The organism is Enterobacter cloacae complex sp. ECC445, assembly GCF_021892025.1.
Lineage (GTDB): Bacteria > Pseudomonadota > Gammaproteobacteria > Enterobacterales > Enterobacteriaceae > Enterobacter > Enterobacter chengduensis.
In genome coordinates this window covers 1-16,126 of sequence record NZ_JAKLRZ010000009.1, presented here as the reverse complement: position 1 = coordinate 16,126, position 16,126 = coordinate 1, and the positions used below count along the sequence as shown (strand labels likewise).

At 51.2% G+C, this 16,126-nt stretch carries 26 protein-coding genes and 1 pseudogene; 25 read left to right on the top strand and 2 right to left on the bottom strand.

The window, feature by feature from the left end; translation table 11 throughout:
* The first annotated feature begins 49 nt into the window (after positions 1–49).
* The 17 genes and pseudogenes from L6R44_RS10520 to L6R44_RS10435 all read left to right on the top strand — a co-directional run bounded on the left by L6R44_RS10520 (position 50) and on the right by L6R44_RS10435 (position 9,768).
* A complete protein-coding gene (locus tag L6R44_RS10520) occupies positions 50–1,780 on the top strand; it encodes a hypothetical protein (protein ID WP_237424111.1) in 1,731 nt (576 codons plus the stop codon).
* 89 nt (positions 1,781–1,869) lie between these two features.
* The gene (locus tag L6R44_RS10515; protein WP_237424110.1) at positions 1,870–2,409 is read left to right on the top strand and encodes a DUF262 domain-containing protein; all 540 of its coding nucleotides are present in this window, start codon (positions 1,870–1,872) and stop codon (positions 2,407–2,409) included.
* A gap of 304 nt (positions 2,410–2,713) precedes the next feature.
* Positions 2,714–3,070, top strand: coding sequence for a hypothetical protein (locus L6R44_RS10510; RefSeq protein WP_237424109.1), 357 nt, complete (start codon positions 2,714–2,716; stop codon positions 3,068–3,070).
* Positions 3,070–3,363, top strand: coding sequence for a hypothetical protein (locus L6R44_RS10505; protein WP_237424108.1), 294 nt, complete (start codon positions 3,070–3,072; stop codon positions 3,361–3,363). Before L6R44_RS10510 ends, L6R44_RS10505 begins: the two co-directional genes overlap by 1 nt.
* Positions 3,364–3,523: 160 nt before the next feature.
* Entirely contained in the window at positions 3,524–3,796 is a 273-nt protein-coding gene (locus L6R44_RS10500; RefSeq protein ID WP_237424107.1) for a hypothetical protein, read from the top strand.
* A 16-nt stretch (positions 3,797–3,812) separates the two neighbouring features.
* Positions 3,813–4,358 carry a hypothetical protein gene (locus L6R44_RS10495; protein ID WP_237424106.1) on the top strand — a complete coding sequence of 182 codons (546 nt, stop codon included), beginning with the start codon at positions 3,813–3,815 and terminating at the stop codon, positions 4,356–4,358.
* Between the two features lie 224 nt (positions 4,359–4,582).
* A complete protein-coding gene (locus L6R44_RS10490) occupies positions 4,583–4,894 on the top strand; it encodes a hypothetical protein (protein ID WP_237424105.1) in 312 nt (103 codons plus the stop codon).
* Positions 4,895–4,896: 2 nt separating this feature from the next.
* Complete coding sequence (locus L6R44_RS10485) at positions 4,897–5,388, top strand: DUF3085 domain-containing protein (RefSeq protein ID WP_237424104.1); 492 nt, start codon at positions 4,897–4,899, stop codon at positions 5,386–5,388.
* Positions 5,389–5,482: 94 nt separating this feature from the next.
* The gene (locus L6R44_RS10480; protein WP_237424103.1) at positions 5,483–5,674 is read left to right on the top strand and encodes a hypothetical protein; all 192 of its coding nucleotides are present in this window, start codon (positions 5,483–5,485) and stop codon (positions 5,672–5,674) included.
* On the top strand, positions 5,659–6,105 hold the full coding sequence (locus L6R44_RS10475) for a hypothetical protein (RefSeq protein WP_237424102.1): 447 nt from the start codon (positions 5,659–5,661) through the stop codon (positions 6,103–6,105). Before L6R44_RS10480 ends, L6R44_RS10475 begins: the two co-directional genes overlap by 16 nt.
* A gap of 274 nt (positions 6,106–6,379) precedes the next feature.
* Entirely contained in the window at positions 6,380–6,538 is a 159-nt protein-coding gene (locus L6R44_RS10465; protein ID WP_202668434.1) for a type I toxin-antitoxin system Hok family toxin, read from the top strand.
* Between the two features lie 330 nt (positions 6,539–6,868).
* Positions 6,869–7,155: pseudogene (locus L6R44_RS10460) on the top strand (type II toxin-antitoxin system TacA family antitoxin).
* Positions 7,143–7,628 (top strand): GNAT family N-acetyltransferase, encoded by a 486-nt coding sequence (locus L6R44_RS10455; RefSeq protein WP_237424099.1) that lies wholly within the window; start codon positions 7,143–7,145, stop codon positions 7,626–7,628. Before L6R44_RS10460 ends, L6R44_RS10455 begins: the two are co-directional and overlap by 13 nt.
* Positions 7,629–8,041: 413 nt before the next feature.
* Positions 8,042–8,272 carry a hypothetical protein gene (locus L6R44_RS10450; RefSeq protein WP_237424098.1) on the top strand — a complete coding sequence of 77 codons (231 nt, stop codon included), beginning with the start codon at positions 8,042–8,044 and terminating at the stop codon, positions 8,270–8,272.
* Complete coding sequence (locus L6R44_RS10445) at positions 8,250–8,876, top strand: hypothetical protein (RefSeq protein WP_237424097.1); 627 nt, start codon at positions 8,250–8,252, stop codon at positions 8,874–8,876. Before L6R44_RS10450 ends, L6R44_RS10445 begins: the two co-directional genes overlap by 23 nt.
* A gap of 223 nt (positions 8,877–9,099) precedes the next feature.
* Complete coding sequence (locus tag L6R44_RS10440; protein WP_237424096.1) at positions 9,100–9,270, top strand: hypothetical protein; 171 nt, start codon at positions 9,100–9,102, stop codon at positions 9,268–9,270.
* A gap of 78 nt (positions 9,271–9,348) precedes the next feature.
* Positions 9,349–9,768, top strand: coding sequence for a hypothetical protein (locus tag L6R44_RS10435; protein WP_237424095.1), 420 nt, complete (start codon positions 9,349–9,351; stop codon positions 9,766–9,768).
* 116 nt (positions 9,769–9,884) lie between these two features.
* Here the strand turns inward: L6R44_RS10435 and L6R44_RS10430 are convergent, their stop codons facing one another.
* Together L6R44_RS10430 and L6R44_RS10425 are read right to left on the bottom strand one after the other, a co-directional pair.
* Entirely contained in the window at positions 9,885–10,316 is a 432-nt protein-coding gene (locus L6R44_RS10430; protein ID WP_237424094.1) for an ATP-binding protein, read from the bottom strand.
* A 39-nt stretch (positions 10,317–10,355) separates the two neighbouring features.
* A complete protein-coding gene (locus L6R44_RS10425) occupies positions 10,356–10,925 on the bottom strand; it encodes an HAD domain-containing protein (protein ID WP_237424093.1) in 570 nt (189 codons plus the stop codon).
* A 379-nt stretch (positions 10,926–11,304) separates the two neighbouring features.
* Between L6R44_RS10425 and L6R44_RS10420 the strand changes: the two genes are divergently transcribed.
* From L6R44_RS10420 to L6R44_RS10390, 8 genes are all read left to right on the top strand, one after another.
* Complete coding sequence (locus L6R44_RS10420) at positions 11,305–12,528, top strand: DNA-binding protein (protein ID WP_237424092.1); 1,224 nt, start codon at positions 11,305–11,307, stop codon at positions 12,526–12,528.
* 541 nt (positions 12,529–13,069) lie between these two features.
* The gene (locus L6R44_RS10415; protein WP_237424091.1) at positions 13,070–13,366 is read left to right on the top strand and encodes a hypothetical protein; all 297 of its coding nucleotides are present in this window, start codon (positions 13,070–13,072) and stop codon (positions 13,364–13,366) included.
* 39 nt (positions 13,367–13,405) lie between these two features.
* Positions 13,406–13,843 (top strand): hypothetical protein, encoded by a 438-nt coding sequence (locus tag L6R44_RS10410; protein WP_237424090.1) that lies wholly within the window; start codon positions 13,406–13,408, stop codon positions 13,841–13,843.
* Positions 13,815–14,171 (top strand): DUF905 family protein, encoded by a 357-nt coding sequence (locus L6R44_RS25005; RefSeq protein ID WP_442876504.1) that lies wholly within the window; start codon positions 13,815–13,817, stop codon positions 14,169–14,171. The genes L6R44_RS10410 and L6R44_RS25005 overlap by 29 nt, the downstream gene beginning before the upstream one ends.
* A 78-nt stretch (positions 14,172–14,249) precedes the next feature.
* Positions 14,250–14,540 carry a hypothetical protein gene (locus L6R44_RS25000; RefSeq protein WP_442876503.1) on the top strand — a complete coding sequence of 97 codons (291 nt, stop codon included), beginning with the start codon at positions 14,250–14,252 and terminating at the stop codon, positions 14,538–14,540.
* Positions 14,527–14,811: a hypothetical protein gene (locus L6R44_RS10400; RefSeq protein ID WP_237424088.1), complete on the top strand. Its 285-nt coding sequence runs from the start codon at positions 14,527–14,529 to the stop codon at positions 14,809–14,811. The genes L6R44_RS25000 and L6R44_RS10400 overlap by 14 nt, the downstream gene beginning before the upstream one ends.
* Before the next feature lie 545 nt (positions 14,812–15,356).
* Positions 15,357–15,674 (top strand): hypothetical protein, encoded by a 318-nt coding sequence (locus tag L6R44_RS10395; protein ID WP_237424087.1) that lies wholly within the window; start codon positions 15,357–15,359, stop codon positions 15,672–15,674.
* 26 nt (positions 15,675–15,700) lie between these two features.
* Complete coding sequence (locus L6R44_RS10390) at positions 15,701–16,036, top strand: hypothetical protein (protein WP_237424086.1); 336 nt, start codon at positions 15,701–15,703, stop codon at positions 16,034–16,036.
* Positions 16,037–16,126: the final 90 nt, after the last annotated feature.

Sequence of the window (16,126 nt, the reverse complement as noted above, 5' to 3'; positions counted from 1 at the left end):
ATCATTGATTACGGTGACTGAATTAAGGTCCTGAAAAAGGAGTATGTTGATGATTAGCGAAAAAAATTTGTTGGCTGCTGAAAAATTGGCCAGAGATTCGCGACTACCGGCCATAAACAGCTTTGCTAGATGCGCTCAGGCATGTTTAGCAGAGTGGATTCAGTTACTAATGGTTATTGAACGTATAAAAGCCAGCAAAACAGAAGCATCAACTACGCTAATGGAACTGGTCAGTCTCGCTGACGTCATCTGTGCCGATAAGCAGGTTATAGACTACATAACGAGTGACCCTTCGCGATTTGCTTTTAGTAATGACCTGCACTGGAATCCCCAAACTTCAGACGAAACGAAATGTTTGAATTTACTTCAGTCATTTTTTATCGCGCTGGACAAGGGGCAAACACAGGGCCACTATTTTACTCAGGCAGGTAAAGATTCGCGGGATAATCCCCGAAACCGAGACTGGCGTCGGGAGGTTTATGACTCTATACAGTGTGAAGTCATCCCCGGAATTTTAGATAACCATAAATTTTCCTGGAGCAACCTTAACTCATGGCGTTTGCACTATCCACATGAAGTCATCATTCGCGCTATTAAGTATCATACCCCAATGATGGTCGCCATTAATGACTTACGCACATGGAAAGATCAGGAGTTTCTGGCGTTAAAAATTAAGATTCTCAAAGATTTTCTGGATAGCAAAGAAATAATCCTTAACGATAGTGATAAAGCACCCAGTGCGGCGCAAATTAGGGCTATTCACAATAAACTGATGGAACGCCTTTCTATTCAACTGGTCAGTATGATAAATGTTATCCCGGCATCTATTGGCATCAGAAATTATCATCCAACACAAAACCGTGACTTTCCTCTGACAGCAACGAAGGCGAAAGAAGTTATTTCTTTTTACCAGTACCAGCAACCGGAGGAAGACCAAGATGTCATTACAATAAAAATTGATGCGAATACGTTACAGCAATGTATAGATAATAACGAGGAGGGGGCCTTTCTCATGACGTTCAATGAGAAATTAATTGGTGCTCTTTCCAGTGATGGCATCCGTCAATTTGGCAATATATTAAATTCGAGATTGTTTTTACCTTCACCTGTCCGATTTGCATTGGATTACACTTTACGCTGGACAAATGATGATGTTTTTATGCTCCCAACACCTTCTGGTTCACGTATCAATGAAGAGGTGTTGTTAACAGGCCTTACGTTTAGTCACTGGCTATGGGAACAAAGAAACAAAGGTAAGCTGACTATTCGTCAGGGCACAATCGAGTATTATGAAAAGCAGAAAAAGCTTAATGTAAAACCAAATGCATCCACAATTGAACAATATTACGTTCTGACCCGTCGCTGGTGTAAAGAAAGTTTAAATGCAACTGTTAAAGAACAACTCCGGAGCCGGGTGGAAAACATCACGATGATAAGATGGAACCTACTATGGCCGCTTAATTTTGGCCTTATCAAAAACTACAACGACTTTATTACTTCGGTTTATTCATTAGTTGGCTCTGAAGTTAATTATGGTTGCGATGTTGATAAGATAATATCAATATCCTCTTATCTGAGGGGTTTTATTAAAGATGCCACTGACCAGGCCGTGCTGGGGTTAGGAGAATACCTTTATAAGCAACTTGGCGTTGAGCATTCAGATTGGAACGCATTCAAACCCGAAAATCTTAATTATTTGCGCTCTGAGCTCCAGAAATTAGTAGATCTGAATATTGATATGGGGTGGGGTGATGACACTGGAAATAGGCATCAGGAATGAATTTTAACTACTGTTAGTTTTTAGAGTGAAGATGATATGTTGTTTGTGCAGGCAATGATACCTGCACAATTACAAGGACAGAACAGCATATGGCTTCCTCAGACAATGCTCAGGAAAACCGCATCCGTGCTTTGCATCGTTTTTCATGCACAACCAAACCCATTTGCATTGAAAGCTATATTCACTGGCTACAGCACGGAGCGCTGTTTCTTGATGGGGATTATCAGCGTGATTACGTCTGGGGTGCTGCGGAACAACAGGCTTTTCTGATGGCGGCGATCCAGGGCTTTCCATTGGGCCACGTCGCACTGGCCAAAAAAGCGGACTGGGGGGTTGTGGACGGTCCGTATATCGAAGTGGTGGATGGCAAGCAGCGGATCACAACGCTCCGACTTTTTATTACTGACGCTATCCCACTTATGCTTCAGGATGGCCCGGTCATGTGGTCAGAACTGACCCGTGGTGAGCAGCTGGCGTTCGGCCACACGTCACTACCTGCAATTGAACTAGGCAATGCAACGCGGCGTGAAATCGTGGAGTATTTTGCCCGGGTGAACTTTGCTGGTGTGGCACAAAGTATGGAGCACAAAGAACACATTCACGCTCTGCTGAAATCGCTGTCGGGCTGAGGTGGGGCAATATCCTGCATCCGGGGAAAAGGCAGGGGGACACGTCGGAGCCGGAAAAGTTACTTTTCTTCTCTGTGTCTGACAGTAATACCGTCTGTGGCTGACGTAATTCAATTTTCTCGCCTGAGCGGTATTTTAAATGCTGACTAAAACTGACGGGCGTGAATTTACTATTCGATTCTTAAGCCCGCTTGAGTGCGGCCTGAATATTTCTATCGTTATTATCAATTTTATTTCCCGCCAGATTATTAGTCTGACGATGCAATCTTTTAAAATAGTGAAAAGACCACTGAAGGAGTAGAAGATGACCCCGGAACTTTTCGCGTACAGTCAACTCACAACCCACCAGCAGGCCGTGGCCCGGGCCAGCGTGATTGCCGCAGAATGTGCGGCGCTTCAGATCAGTATGAAAGTGGCGAAGCATGACTTTCGCCGTGACCTGCATGCCGTGATTAACAGCGTTCACCACATCCCCCGACTGCTTTATCGCCAGACCGTGATTAAACGCCTGCGGACCGATCCCGCGCATCTGGAGGCCGTTATTGAGTCGAATCAGTGTCGTTTTTCCCGTGACGGAGCGATGTATCTCTTCATGAAGAAGGCCTTTGTCAGCGCTGATCCACAAAAGGCTACGGTGCAACAGCACCCGGAGGAAAAATAATGTCTGTATTCACACCGAGCACCGTACCACGGGAGCGCAGAGTCATTTCCGACCCGAACCGGGCAGCAGTGAGGATCATCGCAGACTACATGCTGCGGTTTATGCGTAATAACCCCGATGCAAAACTCTATGAGGCCATGGCGCGGCTTGAAACGAAAGTTGTCCAGTTTACCGTGGACGGCTGCGATGAAACCACGCTGCGGGTTTCCCTCACCGCCGCGTTGCGAACCCACACCCGTGCGGGTCTGATTGAGGCATGCCACCAGCTCACTGTGGCATTTACTGATGCCTGAACCGGCGTATTGATCTGACACCGGGCCACTCCCATCCATGCCCGGTTACTCACAGAGGACGCACAGGCACTCAACAACACTCCACCGTTGCGGTTATACTGCCAGCATCTGAAATCCGTCTGCGGTGTATCCCGTCACCGTACCTTGCAAGGAAGAAGCCATGAAAAATCTGAAGTGGCCTGAAGATCCCGTTATGTCGGCGAACTGCCCAGTCTGTCGCTCGGTAAAGGACGTGCAGATTGAGTTGGTCAGAGAGATGGGCTTGCCCGGAAGGCCGGACGAATGCCGGGTATGTGGCTGCGAATTCGATCTGGACCACACCGGCAAGACTACCCCGCTGATCGCCCATCCAGCCCGGACAACCCAAAAAGGACGGATGCTACTGGCACAAGAGTTCGTGTTCGAACCGGATTGCGACGAGCCTTCACGGTAAGGGCGGAGGACATGCTATGACATATTATAACGGACGCTGGCATCTCTACAGCGAGGCCGAACGTCGGGCTTATGGCGAAACCCAGCGGCAGAAGCAACGTGATAAATGGCATGCTGCCTGGCTCAGTAAGACCGGACTAAAAGACCGCCTATGGACCGATAAGGCTATTGCTACGTTTCTGGGGCAGCCGAAAGAGGCAGGTCCCGTGAAAGCCTGGCGTCGTCAGGATGTGACTGAGGCCGAGTCCACTGCGGCATTTAAAAACTGGATGCAAGGCCGCTGCCGAAGCCTTGTGAAACGCGGTGTGCTGGAGGAAGAGATACTCAGCATGAAACTGACGACACCACAGCGGGAGCTGCTGGCGAGCATTGCGGCAGGAGCAAGTATCCGACGTGTCGAAGAGAAGCCGGAGAGGTTTAAGTGGTATCGGCGGAACAAATCCTGTACCCGGGTAGCCCGTCAGCTCGAATCCCTGGGGCTAATAAACTACTGGAGCCAGACCCGACTGTCCGGGGAAATGCGCATCACCGCAGAAGGGCTATGTGTGCTGGCATTCTCCTGAATGCTGGATGGAGGCGTATAATTACATTCGGGAAAAGTGATTGCAGTCGCCTGTTCTCGCTTATCCTCGCGCTGGACATATTTTTTGTTTCTGATTAATTTATAAATGCGGCGATCTTAATCATTTGAAGTGAACTCAAATTATTTACGCAGTTTCTTTTCTCGGGTTATTAGCCGGAAAAGTAACTTTGATATTATTGCTCTACATTAATCGAGGGCGATAATATGCACATTGAACGCATTATCTCTTTACTAGGAATTCTCAATACGTGGCTTGAAGATAATATTCAATGCGACTCAGACCTTATTTTCGATAATGACGTCGATAACACCACGTCCGCAGACATCTATCCGGCGGTGAGTTCCGCACAGGCCGTTATTGAGATGGTGAAGTCGCTGTCTGACGGAGATGTCATGGCGTGTATCCAGCGTTTGCAGAATGCTTTCGATTCGCAGGGCACATTGTTGCCCGCCGATGTTGCCACACTGCTCACAGCGATCCGCCCTCTGGTACTGTCGGCTCAGGAAGGGGAATGATCATGGCCACACTCGTATTCAAAATCGCAGATGTGAAAAAGGTGCTGGCGGATCTGGCTGCGGCGACCGACTTTCAGGCCACGGAAGATGAACTTTTTGACCCCGCGTGTTTCGTTGGCGGGGTGGCGCGTAATGCCGGGGGGAAGACGGAAGAAGAAGCGGAGGCGACAGGGGAAGTGTTCTGGCCTTCCGTAAAATACCTGAGACCTGAATGCCTAGGTCCCCGGATTATTCTGGCTAACAGCCATGGTATTTATCTCCTGAGCAATGCGGTATTGCCAGGTTCCCCGGCGTCCCGTGACGCCCTGGCCTATGCTCGCGGCATTGACCCCAGGACTGATGCTGACTGGCATGCCAAAGCCCGTATTGCTATGGGCGGGGATGATGGCAGCATGACCATCCCTGTTGCGTGGCTTCACCGTACCGTAGCATCCGGGGACAAAGAATTGCGCCTGAGCATCACTGCAACCGCCGTGAAACTGCTTAACGCATAGGGTCAGACTGGACGGTTCTAGAGCAACACATATGCGCCGTGCGTCCAGGCGCTTATGTGTTAATCCGGACACTACGGAAACAGGGGCATGTAGCATGATCACTTCACAACTGAAGCCAAAAATTAACGATGCCGTTCTTCGCCGATGGAATGCTCAGCGCGGGCAGCGAAACGGCCGGGGCGGTCGATATAAACGCATGCCATCGCGTCAAAGCATAAGCAACTGGGTTGTCGACCGTATCATTGATGAGATTCTGGAGGAGGAAAAAGCATGTCTAATTCATTAATGCCTCCAGTACAAATGACTGCATCTGCCAACCCTCCGGCGCTCACCATGGCTCAGGTTTACGTCCTGCGTCGGATGGCATCCGGAACGAAATACTCGATTAATGGGGACTTCAGCCGCGCTCTGGAACTGCGAACGTTTATGGGCCGACCGGATGATATCTGCTGTCGCAGCTCCCCGGTGCTTTTTCGTCTGGGATTGACTGAAATTGAGGGGAGACCATCAGTGCTGGAAAAGGGACGCTACTACCGTCTTAAGCTGACCCCATCCGGGCATGAAGCGCTCAGGGCGAATGCGGGCAGGTCAGCAAAAACTGGCGCCAGTCTGTTTTATCAATCTAACCTGATATCGACATTCACGGTTATCCATGCGCAGCCGTCGTTACCAGCAGCTGGCAACCGGAAAAGAAAAGTTCTCGTAAAATCCAGATGAATGGTCGGGCAACAGACGGGATTTCGCCCGCGAGTTGATTCGCCAGATCAGGGGCAAGATTCTGATTTATTTACTGAATAAGTATTAGACGTGGGAAGCAATAGGGTATAATGGCTTTGGTGCTGGAGGCTTTATGCTCCGGTCTGCGGTTTACTGTTGGTTGTGGCATAAAGAAGAAAGCCCCGAGTAATTTTTCAATTAACCGAGGCAATCCGTATGTCTAGTCAACGTCAGATTAGCCTCTTACCTGCCATTTGGCAAGGAGAAGTAGTCTATGAAACTGCCGCAGATAACCGTTCTGTTGTGTGTACTGATAGTGTGTATCACGCTGCTGGTATTCACCTGGCTTACCCGCGCTTCGCTCTGCGAAGTACGGCTCAAAGACGGAGGACGGGAATTTGCTGCTGTAATGGCCTACGAATCCGGTAAGTAGCTGGGAGCGGGGGAGCGATCCCCCGCTTTTCGGTCGCGATGTTGGCTGGCTAAATCCTGCGGCACCTTTTGAAAGGGCTTCTCTTCGGGGAAGCCCTTTTTTCTTGCTCTGTCTGATGCCAAATGGCAACGGCGTTCATCCGGGAAAACAACCAAGGGGTCGCGAACTGTTACCCCGGGGCTTTGATGCAGGCTGGGCAAGGTCGCCTGGCAAGGGGGGTAAACCTGGCGCCGTCCGGTTTAATTGCCTCAGTCTCCGAAATATGAAAAGCGATAACTTAACGTAAAGCGTTTGATATACATATCCATTGTGCTATTCTATGTAAAGCAAATGCTATACAAGGGTGAATCATGAAATCAGATGTTCAACTTAACCTCAGAGCCAGGGAATCGCAGCGGGCACTCATTGATGCCGCTGCGGAGATCCTGCATAAATCCCGCACCGACTTCATTCTGGAAATGGCCTGTAAGGCTGCTGAAGAGGTTATCCTTGACCGCCGCGTTTTTCATTTTAACGATGAGCAATATGCCGAGTTCATCGATATGCTTGATGCACCGGTTGCTGATGATCCTGTTATCGAGAAACTGCTGGCAAGGAAACCTCAGTGGAACGTGTAACCGCACCGGAACCGTTATCCGCTTATCATCAGGTGGCTGAGTTCGTCAGCGGTGAGGCTGTGCTCGATGACTGGTTAAAGCAAAGAGGCCTAAAAAATCAGGCCCTCGGAGCGGCCCGAACGTTTGTGGTGTGTAAGCAAGGCACGAAGCAAATAGCCGGTTTTTACTCTCTGGCCACCGGGAGCGTGAATCATACAGAAGCCATAGGCGGTCTTCGGCGTAACATGCCAGACCCGATCCCGGTCATCATTCTCGCCCGTTTGGCTGTCGATATATCATTTCGTGGAAAGGGTCTTGGCGCTGATTTGCTGCATGATGCAGTGCTTCGTTGCTATCGCGTTGCCGAGAATATCGGAGTACGTGCAATCATGGTCCATGCACTGACCGAAGAAGCTAAAAATTTCTACATTCACCACGGTTTCAAACCATCACAAACTCAGCAAAGGACATTATTCCTTAAGCTCCCTCGATAGGCCGTCCGTTACGAACGGGTAAATTCGGCGGTGTCAGAGTTACCCGCCCACATGTTTAACCGCCGCCCGGTTAAAGCCCGGACCCCGTCATAAACTGCCTTTTTTCCGGTTGCCAGATTTCTCAAATACCGACACCCGCCTGACACGGACATCCGGAAAAATTACCCATGTCTGTTGCCTGACCGACGTCCCTGTTCCAGACACCGACGGCCCCTGACACCGCCACCATCCGCTAAATCCGCCTTAATCCGTTTTACCAACAAAATACGGTCCTTATCCGGAAAAAAACCCCTCGCGTATGCGGTAAGATCGCCTGGAGCAAAACGATTTTTCCCCTTATTCCCCCTGGCGGAGATTTGCCGCACATCGGATATACAGACAGGTATCTCTAACCAGTGAAGGCGTACATAAATATGCAAAAGTTAGCCGATAAGAAAAATGAAGCAATAGGTGACCTGTTTAACGAAGTGATGGGCCGACTGACCGAGTTTTGTGAAAATGAATACCGGCGCCTGGCGGCAAATTCGATATCGGGCATGGGCGTCCCCATTAACGATCCGATTTATGATGACAGCCGTCCGGAATGCGGGAATGCCACAGGGAATTACGGGTTTACCATGGGTGGCACGCTCAATGTGGATTGAGCTTATCTGGTCCGCTGCTGTCATTGTCGGGCTGACCGGATACTCCTTTTTCAGGAATAGGAGAGACCCGACCTGGCTGATTCTTGCCCGGGTACGGGTGGCCTCGGGTGGACTGGTCAGCGGTAACGATGAGAAGCAGGGAGGGGCTGCGGTACAGCAGCTGAAGCTGGTGATCACTGCTGATGCGGGATGTCATTCCCGGGATATCGCCCGATGCGTCCGTTCCCGGGCAATGCTGGTCAGGCAGCTGCCTTTACCGGCAGAGGGGGGCGATCTCATGGAGCGTAGCACCATGGGTCATACCGGGCTCGATGAGCAGCGGGCTGTGCTAACGGTAAATCTGTCTGAAATTCCGAGCGCGTACCCAATGGACAGTCGCGGGCAATACACACCTCCGGCACCGGTACGCGTCGATGTCCTCCACCCTTTTTCCCTACTTACGCTGTCAGCGCAATGTCCTGCATCAGTGCCGGTCAGTCGCCTCGCCGACTATCTGGACGCTGCCGCGAAGGACATTGAGAGCGGTTTGGACGCAGGTGCCCGGATTGAACGCGGCTGCGGCTATCGCTTCAGACTGACGCCCGCACAGCTGCCAGAGCACTAATACCTGGTCATTTTCGTCGTACTGGCGTTACGGTACGAAAACACTGAGGTCACCTGTCACAATGCGAATTTCGGCGATTCAGAAAGACATCCTGTTTGTTCTCTATGCCCTGAGGGTCCGGGGGAACGAAGGCCCTGTTGCCAGCACACGCCTATTGTCCCTTATCAATGCCCACCGGAACCAGGAGATCCACAGTTCCAACTTTCGGATTTCCTGCCACACCATGGCACTTCATGGGCTGGTTGTCCTCTCGTACAGCAAAAGCCTGAAGCTTCTTGTCGGGCTTGGCGTGGACGGACACATCACCGGAAATGAGATCTATGAGGCCCGTCTTCGTGAATTGCAGGAGGACGCGGCATCGCCCGTGCGCCAGCCCGATGTCATTTCTGCCTGAAGCAAGTGGCAGCAGCTACCGATATATATCACACCGCTGCCGGAAAACCCGGACACCCTCGCAACAAGAGAGAGAATAATGAAACGAACACTTATCGGTTTTGTACTCGCATCCGTCTGTACCTTCCAGGCTCATGCCGGGACGTCTTCTGACCAGCAAAAAGTAATGGATTTCTGTGCCACGACCAAGATCCCCCTGGCCGTTGCTGCGATGCAGTTCACTAATCTACTGGCTAACAACACCCCACCTGAAAATGCCCGTACCGAAGCGACCCGGACGATGAAGAGCTCATCGCAGTACAGGCAGGCGTCTGCCGAACTGAAGGACGTGATGGACAAAAACACTTACATGGCCACGGACAGTAATGCCATGCTTAATCACCAGAAGGCGATGATGGGTATGGGAGAGAATATGCTCAGCACCATCGCAATGAGCTGGGGCATGAAAAGCACGGAATCTTTTTTGGCGTGGTGCAATTTCAATCACCTCGCCAGTTGACGGGGAGTCCAGCACAGTCTGTGCGGGATTAGCAGCCGGAAAGAGAAACGGGTCTCAGTATCTTACCGTCTTCTCGCTTTTGGAATATGGCCCCGCACACACGACGGGGCCATTCTTTAAGAAAGGAGTTCTACAGCACATGTACTGTCGCCCTTAAAACCACCGGATAAAGTAATAACCGCACCGAATAATGGTTTGAGCTGCATGACGTCCGTCGGATATGCGACAACAATAAGGCGTTTCCCGTGCTTTCTTGCTGTCCTGATAAAATGCATTACTTTCGAATTACCCGATGCATCACCTGCGGTGACGCCATCAAGAATTAAGGTTCGCTCCGGCGTGTTCAGAAAATCAAAATCATCAAAGTTGTCATCACAAAGCTCCCAGCGTTTTTTTCCGGTATTCAAATCCGGGAAGTGATAGTACCTGAAGTCACTATCGACCATTCGCAGTTCTGATAACAGTGTAGTTTTCCCTGAACCCGAATCACCCGTGACAAGGATATGACTATCAAGATTTTGTAATACATCTATAGCGTGTTTGCGCATAACTACCCTCGGTTAAATTTGTTTTTTCCTGCAATCAATTCAACTTCCCCATCGACTCATCAGCGTAAGGTATCGGGTACTGAGCTTCGTGACATCAGCTTCCGTAAGTCCGCTGTAATAATCCGTGCGGTGCAGATGCGGGTAGCCTACGGGGAACAGGGAGGCATCATCATCCAGACAGATGAACGATTTAATCCGGTACGTATAGGCAAAATCCTCGCATTCCGCAGCCCGTACTCCGGTCTGCCCCGGCATCAGATAAAGCGAGCTTGTGGCACCAATGAGCCGATCCTCGCACGTCTTAGGGAACAATGCTCTCAGGTAGCCCACGCTGGCGCATTCCCGCCACGAGCTGGAAATCACGATGACCATCGCAGGGCACTCCTCCAGCAGGCGTTCCAGCAACGGCATCTTCTCAAAGGTTTCACTCTGGCAGGGGTGACATACGCCGTCAAAGTCCAGAAAAAGCACCACATGCTTTTCCGGGAGCGGGCGCCACAGACCTGCAACAGCTTTTTCTTCCATTCGCGACGATGTGACCGGGGCAGGGACCGCGATTTCGGGTGACTGAAAAAGACGCAGCAGCGGTTTGATAATGGAAGCAATCATCAGTGATCCTCACAGGGCGTTTTGTAAAGTCTATCACTTTCAGAAATGCCTCCCCGCCGACACGGAAGGTTGTTTTTTATGCCTCTCAACACTTAATCTATCCCGATGCTAGGGGCGGGCAGCAGGGTTTTCCCCAGAAGGACCCCCGGACGTACAGACTGGCAACCGGAAAAGTAACTTTCTCCGGGACACTGACAGAACGCCCATCACTACAGGCCAAAAACAGGCGCTTAACGTCAACTTTTAAAATGGCGCGATGCCGTATTATTTCGCAACGCCTCTCCGGAAAAAAGTTACTTTTTTTCTCCGCACATTATTAGATAAATAAGCCGACTGTGTATTGTGGTTACACAAACCACTGAAATGAAGGAAGACCGAAATGACTGCAATTGCCACTGAAGCAAACAAAACCGCCACTCCTGAACAGAGCCTGCGTGGCTATGTTGAACGTACAGGGAATGGCAAGCGTAAAGCCAACGGACTGGTAATCGACCCTGCGGTAATCGTAGAAATTGAAGGGTTTAATACCCGCACGGCGGGGATGGGGGAAGCGTACTACTCCATGCCACACGTGATTGAGCACCTCAACGGTCTGGCTGAGGCCTACCTTGAAGATCCGATGTCGGTCACCCCGGTAGTGCTGCAAATTCTGGACGGAAAACCGGTGCTGCGTCAGGGTGCATGCCGTATCCGCGCAATCGCCATTGCTAACCGCCAGCTGGAAGCAGAAGGCCTCCCACGAATCAGTGAGATCCGCACAGAAGAATTCCGGGGTAGCTCCGCAAAAGCCGAGCTCTTCACGCTGACCGGTAACTCCACCTTGTCCCTGTCTGTGGTGGCACAGGCGCTGTCCATCAAGCGGCTGGTGGAGGATAAAGAAGAGCCTTACAGCTACGCGGAACTGTCCAAAAAGCGCGGCAAGTCCGAACAGCATCTTCGCCAGATGGTGCGCGTACTTGACCTGCCAGAAGCCCTTCAGGCCATGCTCGTAGCGGATGAAGTCTCTATGTACGTTGCGCTCGACGAATATCTCTACAGCGGCGAAGCGGCGGTGGAGAATATTCGCAAGGCTATCGCCGTCTACGGCAAAGCGACCGCCAGCACACTGAAGCATGTTAAAGCGGTCAGTCTCAGCACCACCGGCACCAAAAGCGCCCCGGACCTGACACACGCCAACGACGCCGAAACGCAGACGCAAACCGATGACGGGGCAACGCCACCGGCTCACAACCCGGAAGAGGAAAATACCTCTGACAACGCCGCTAATAACGGAACTGAAAACGAAACCGGGCAGGGCACTGAAGTCCAGCCACCGGAAGGACAGACCCCGCCGGTCAACAAGTCGCCGACGCCTGAACCTAAGGTGCCTTCACTGTCCAGCGTTCTGAACAAGAAAACCGTGACCACAATTGCTGATACGGCTATCCCGCTGTTTGGCCGCATTGCCGAAGCTGCGGCACACAAGCCTGGTGAGTCCATCGGCGAGGACACCTACACCCTCGTGCTGACTCATGACGAAATGACCGCGATCATTAACGCCCATGCCGACCTGGAAACCTTCCTGCGTAAGCACAAAGATAAGCAAGACCAGGGTAAAGCATGAAGCTGACTCCGGTCCAGTCAGCTGGATGGACCGGAACATTCCCCTGTTCCCCGTGAGTCAAATGTGGTGACCTATGATCCACCCCACCTCCAGCACCGTGAAAGCAGCGGACCGGTCGAACTGAGCATTTTCCCAGCCGGTGCCAACGCCTCATCTCTCAACCCAATATTTCCAACAACAGCGTAATCGTACCCGCCACTGCCAACCCACAATCGGATCTGAACCGTTTTCCCTGCCGCTCTGCCATCGTCACCTCGCACAAACAGCACCCTTCTGTTCGTCGCCATGGGCAATCTGTCTTCCGGGCGACCGGCCCGACGCTGCCAACGCCCCGGTTGGGTCCTCAGGCAACTGCCGTGGAGTCGTGCTGCCGATGTAAAAAGACAGGCAGTCGGAAAAAGAACGCGTCTGGATCAGCGGTCAGCCTTAAATCAGCCATCGTCTGATTTTATCTATCTGAATTAATTTTAATTATTTACTCATCATGTTGTTAGCCTGGAAGTGCAGCCCGGTAAAATGAGGAAAAATTAAAGGAGCAGATATGAATACCATCCTGACCTATGCCGGTAATGCCTCCGACGCAGAATATCGTGTTATCTACCAGGCCCTACAGCGACTCTCAGCCGCTGAGAATGAAAGCCTCTACCAGCTGGCCATTGCCAGGTGCCAAACCCAAAAGCAGATCCAGGCCAAGGCAGGGCGTTATGCCGGTGTCTGGCAGGCCGTCTTTAATGCCTGGTGCGAGAACCGCCTGCCGAACGTGGCCGTGCGTCCACTACTGTTCAGACCGGTACTCTCCACCATGGCATTTGACCAGCTGGTGGCCCGCTGGAAATAAACCCCTTATGCACGGGCCCGGCCCGACAGGAGCAAGACCATGTTCAGCAAAGATCGTGACACCACATTCCTGAAACACATTAATGCCATCCAGCCGGTCTATCGCAATAACGGGGGAGGCCAGTTTGAGTTCGACCGCCAGAAGATGACTGATACAGTCGACCTCATTTTTAATAATCTCATGCCCGGGCGTGATTACCTTACGGAGTTTCCCCGCTGGGTGCAGGTGAAGTCCGCCCGTCGCGTGGCCCAGTTCGATGAGGGTACCGTCCGCTATGGCGTTCACGTGGAGTTCTACAGCAACGCCGACATTAACGTCTTTCGGATCTTCAAAGAGGAGGGGCAGGACCGCCACGATTTGTATTTCTTTAAAGCCAGCCAGGACCACGCGGATCTGCTCGACTGTCAACTGGATGTCACCGGCATGTACCTGAGCTCAGTGTTTACGCATGCGACCGGCCTGTACCTGTCCTATTGAGGTGCCCGGGCGGAAACTATCAGACAGATGCCAGATTAATCATGAATCAGGGGAACTCAATGAGCGAACAAGTAACGAACGGTACCGCAATTTCAATGGCGCAGGCGCAGGAAATTGCAGCGTTATACCGAAATGTCACCATTGCAGACGTCCAGCTGGGGGGCATTTCCGTATCGTTATCCGCAATATCGCCTTGCCATGCAGTCCGATGATCTGGCGTCACTGGAATTTCGATACTGATGCGCTTGCGGCGTTGGAACTTCATCTGCAAGCAGACGGGGTAAAAGCCTGTACCGACAACGATCCCGGCAGGACATTCAGCGGGTAGTGCTGGATACTGCCATCGGCAGTGACGTACTGTGCCTGCTGATGGCTGGTTGAAAGAGGGCAGATGACTGAGGAGAAAATGATGAAAGACGTCACGATGACCAAAGAGCAACTGGTCGGAAGTATGAAAGCCCATTATCAGCGGGTAAATAAGCTCGGCAGTTATCAGCAAGCCTGCCTGGCATTCGTAGAACGACATGGAGTGGTTTACCCCAACCAGTGCAGTAATCGCGACCGCAAAATCTATGACCGTCTGGTCGAGTTAGGTTTTCTGGTACTGTCGCACGGAAAGACCCGGACAGACTATCCAGGCTATCGACTGCCCCACAAAACCCTCACTAAAGGAGTGCAACCGAATGGCAACTTTTGACGAACTGGTGGAATTCACCCCGGCCCAGCAAAAAGCATGGAATCGGTTTGAAAAAGCCTTCAATGATTTTAAAGCGGCAGGCGGCAAATTTTATACATCCCTTGAAACCGTACACGGGTACAACGGTGCCCATGTTCAGTGTATTGAGAACACGGGCGATCACAGCCTGCATGAACACAGCATGCCTGCCTTTATCTTCGATGCAGGACTGGCCGGGTTTGCTGATGATGAGCACTTTGTAACGTTCAAACGAGGTGTGAAAGTAGATTAGAGAAACGGCATCTCTAATGATGCAGGAGGGCCCCAGCCAGGCTGGGGGAGTTGTTCTGCATGGTATCGATGCCCGGTGACAGGACAGCCCCGTCGGCTGCAAGAAACGGTGGCGCCGGAAAGTGTTCTTCGCACCCGGGAAAAGTAACTTTTTGCAGCGCCATCCGAAATCGATGCACTACGGCAGGGACAACGTCCTGCAAACGGGAAAAAAGCCCTGATGCTTTGGTGCCGTAGCATGTATACGGAGCGCCGGTGGCGTTCTAATTTACAGCAGGCGGATTTGAAAACGGGGGGGGACGTCCGGCGGGTGACCGATGCTTAATCCTGTATCCGTCCATCTTGGCAGGTCCGCGAGGTGATGCGCTGCACCGGACATATGCCACCTGTCTGATGGATTGAGCCAAAGACACGCAGCCGGAAGAAAACCCTCTGGTAACGAACATAAAAACATTATGTTGCAGGCTGGTGGATTTAGTGCGCGGTGATTGTTAGGTTGATAAGGCGATTGCGTATAATAGGCATATAGAAATCGGGGAGGTCACTATGAGCTTAGAAACATTCTTTATTCTCTTTGTTCTGGTCATGGTTGTATGGCGCGTGATTCGCCATCTGAAAGCGAAAAAGAAGCAGAAAGTGCGGCTGATCAGCAATGGCCGCATTATTGAAGTGGCTCCGCTGGTGGTGTTTGACCATTCAGTACATGGGGAACTGACCAAAGAAAAAAGCAGCGAAGATAAAACCTGTATGGATTCATTCTTCGAAGAAGTGAATGAAGAACAAAATAAAAGGAATATGAATTACGTTGATGCCATGAACAACCCAGCGAATCCAATGCACGATGTTTTATTCCCTGAAAAGTGATTAGCTTTGTTTTACGGGAGGCGGTAATGCCGATGACGCAGATTTTTAAATCGACAGAAATTGTGCCCTTCAAGCGCCCTAAAGGGACTCTGGACAGCCGTTATATGCCGCAGGCGTATGCAATGGTGCGGGATTGGGCTAACTATCTGGAGAGGACGGAGTGCGATGGAGGTAAGGCGCCTGTTTTATTGCTCGGTTATCAGCTAAAAGGGACGCGTGTTTACTTAATGCTGGTGCCGGTCGAATTTGAACAGGATGATGTGGAACTGACCAGTACAGTATTGCGGCCCACGCAGCCATTGGGTGAGGTCATGCAATCCTTGCAGACTGCGTGGCAGGAAATCCCCGCATTAAACCCGTAGGGGCCATAGCATGGACCCTGTACACCATTCTGTGTAAATGCCTTTTCTCAGTAGTGACCGTCCAGGCGGTCACCGAACTCGATAATAAAG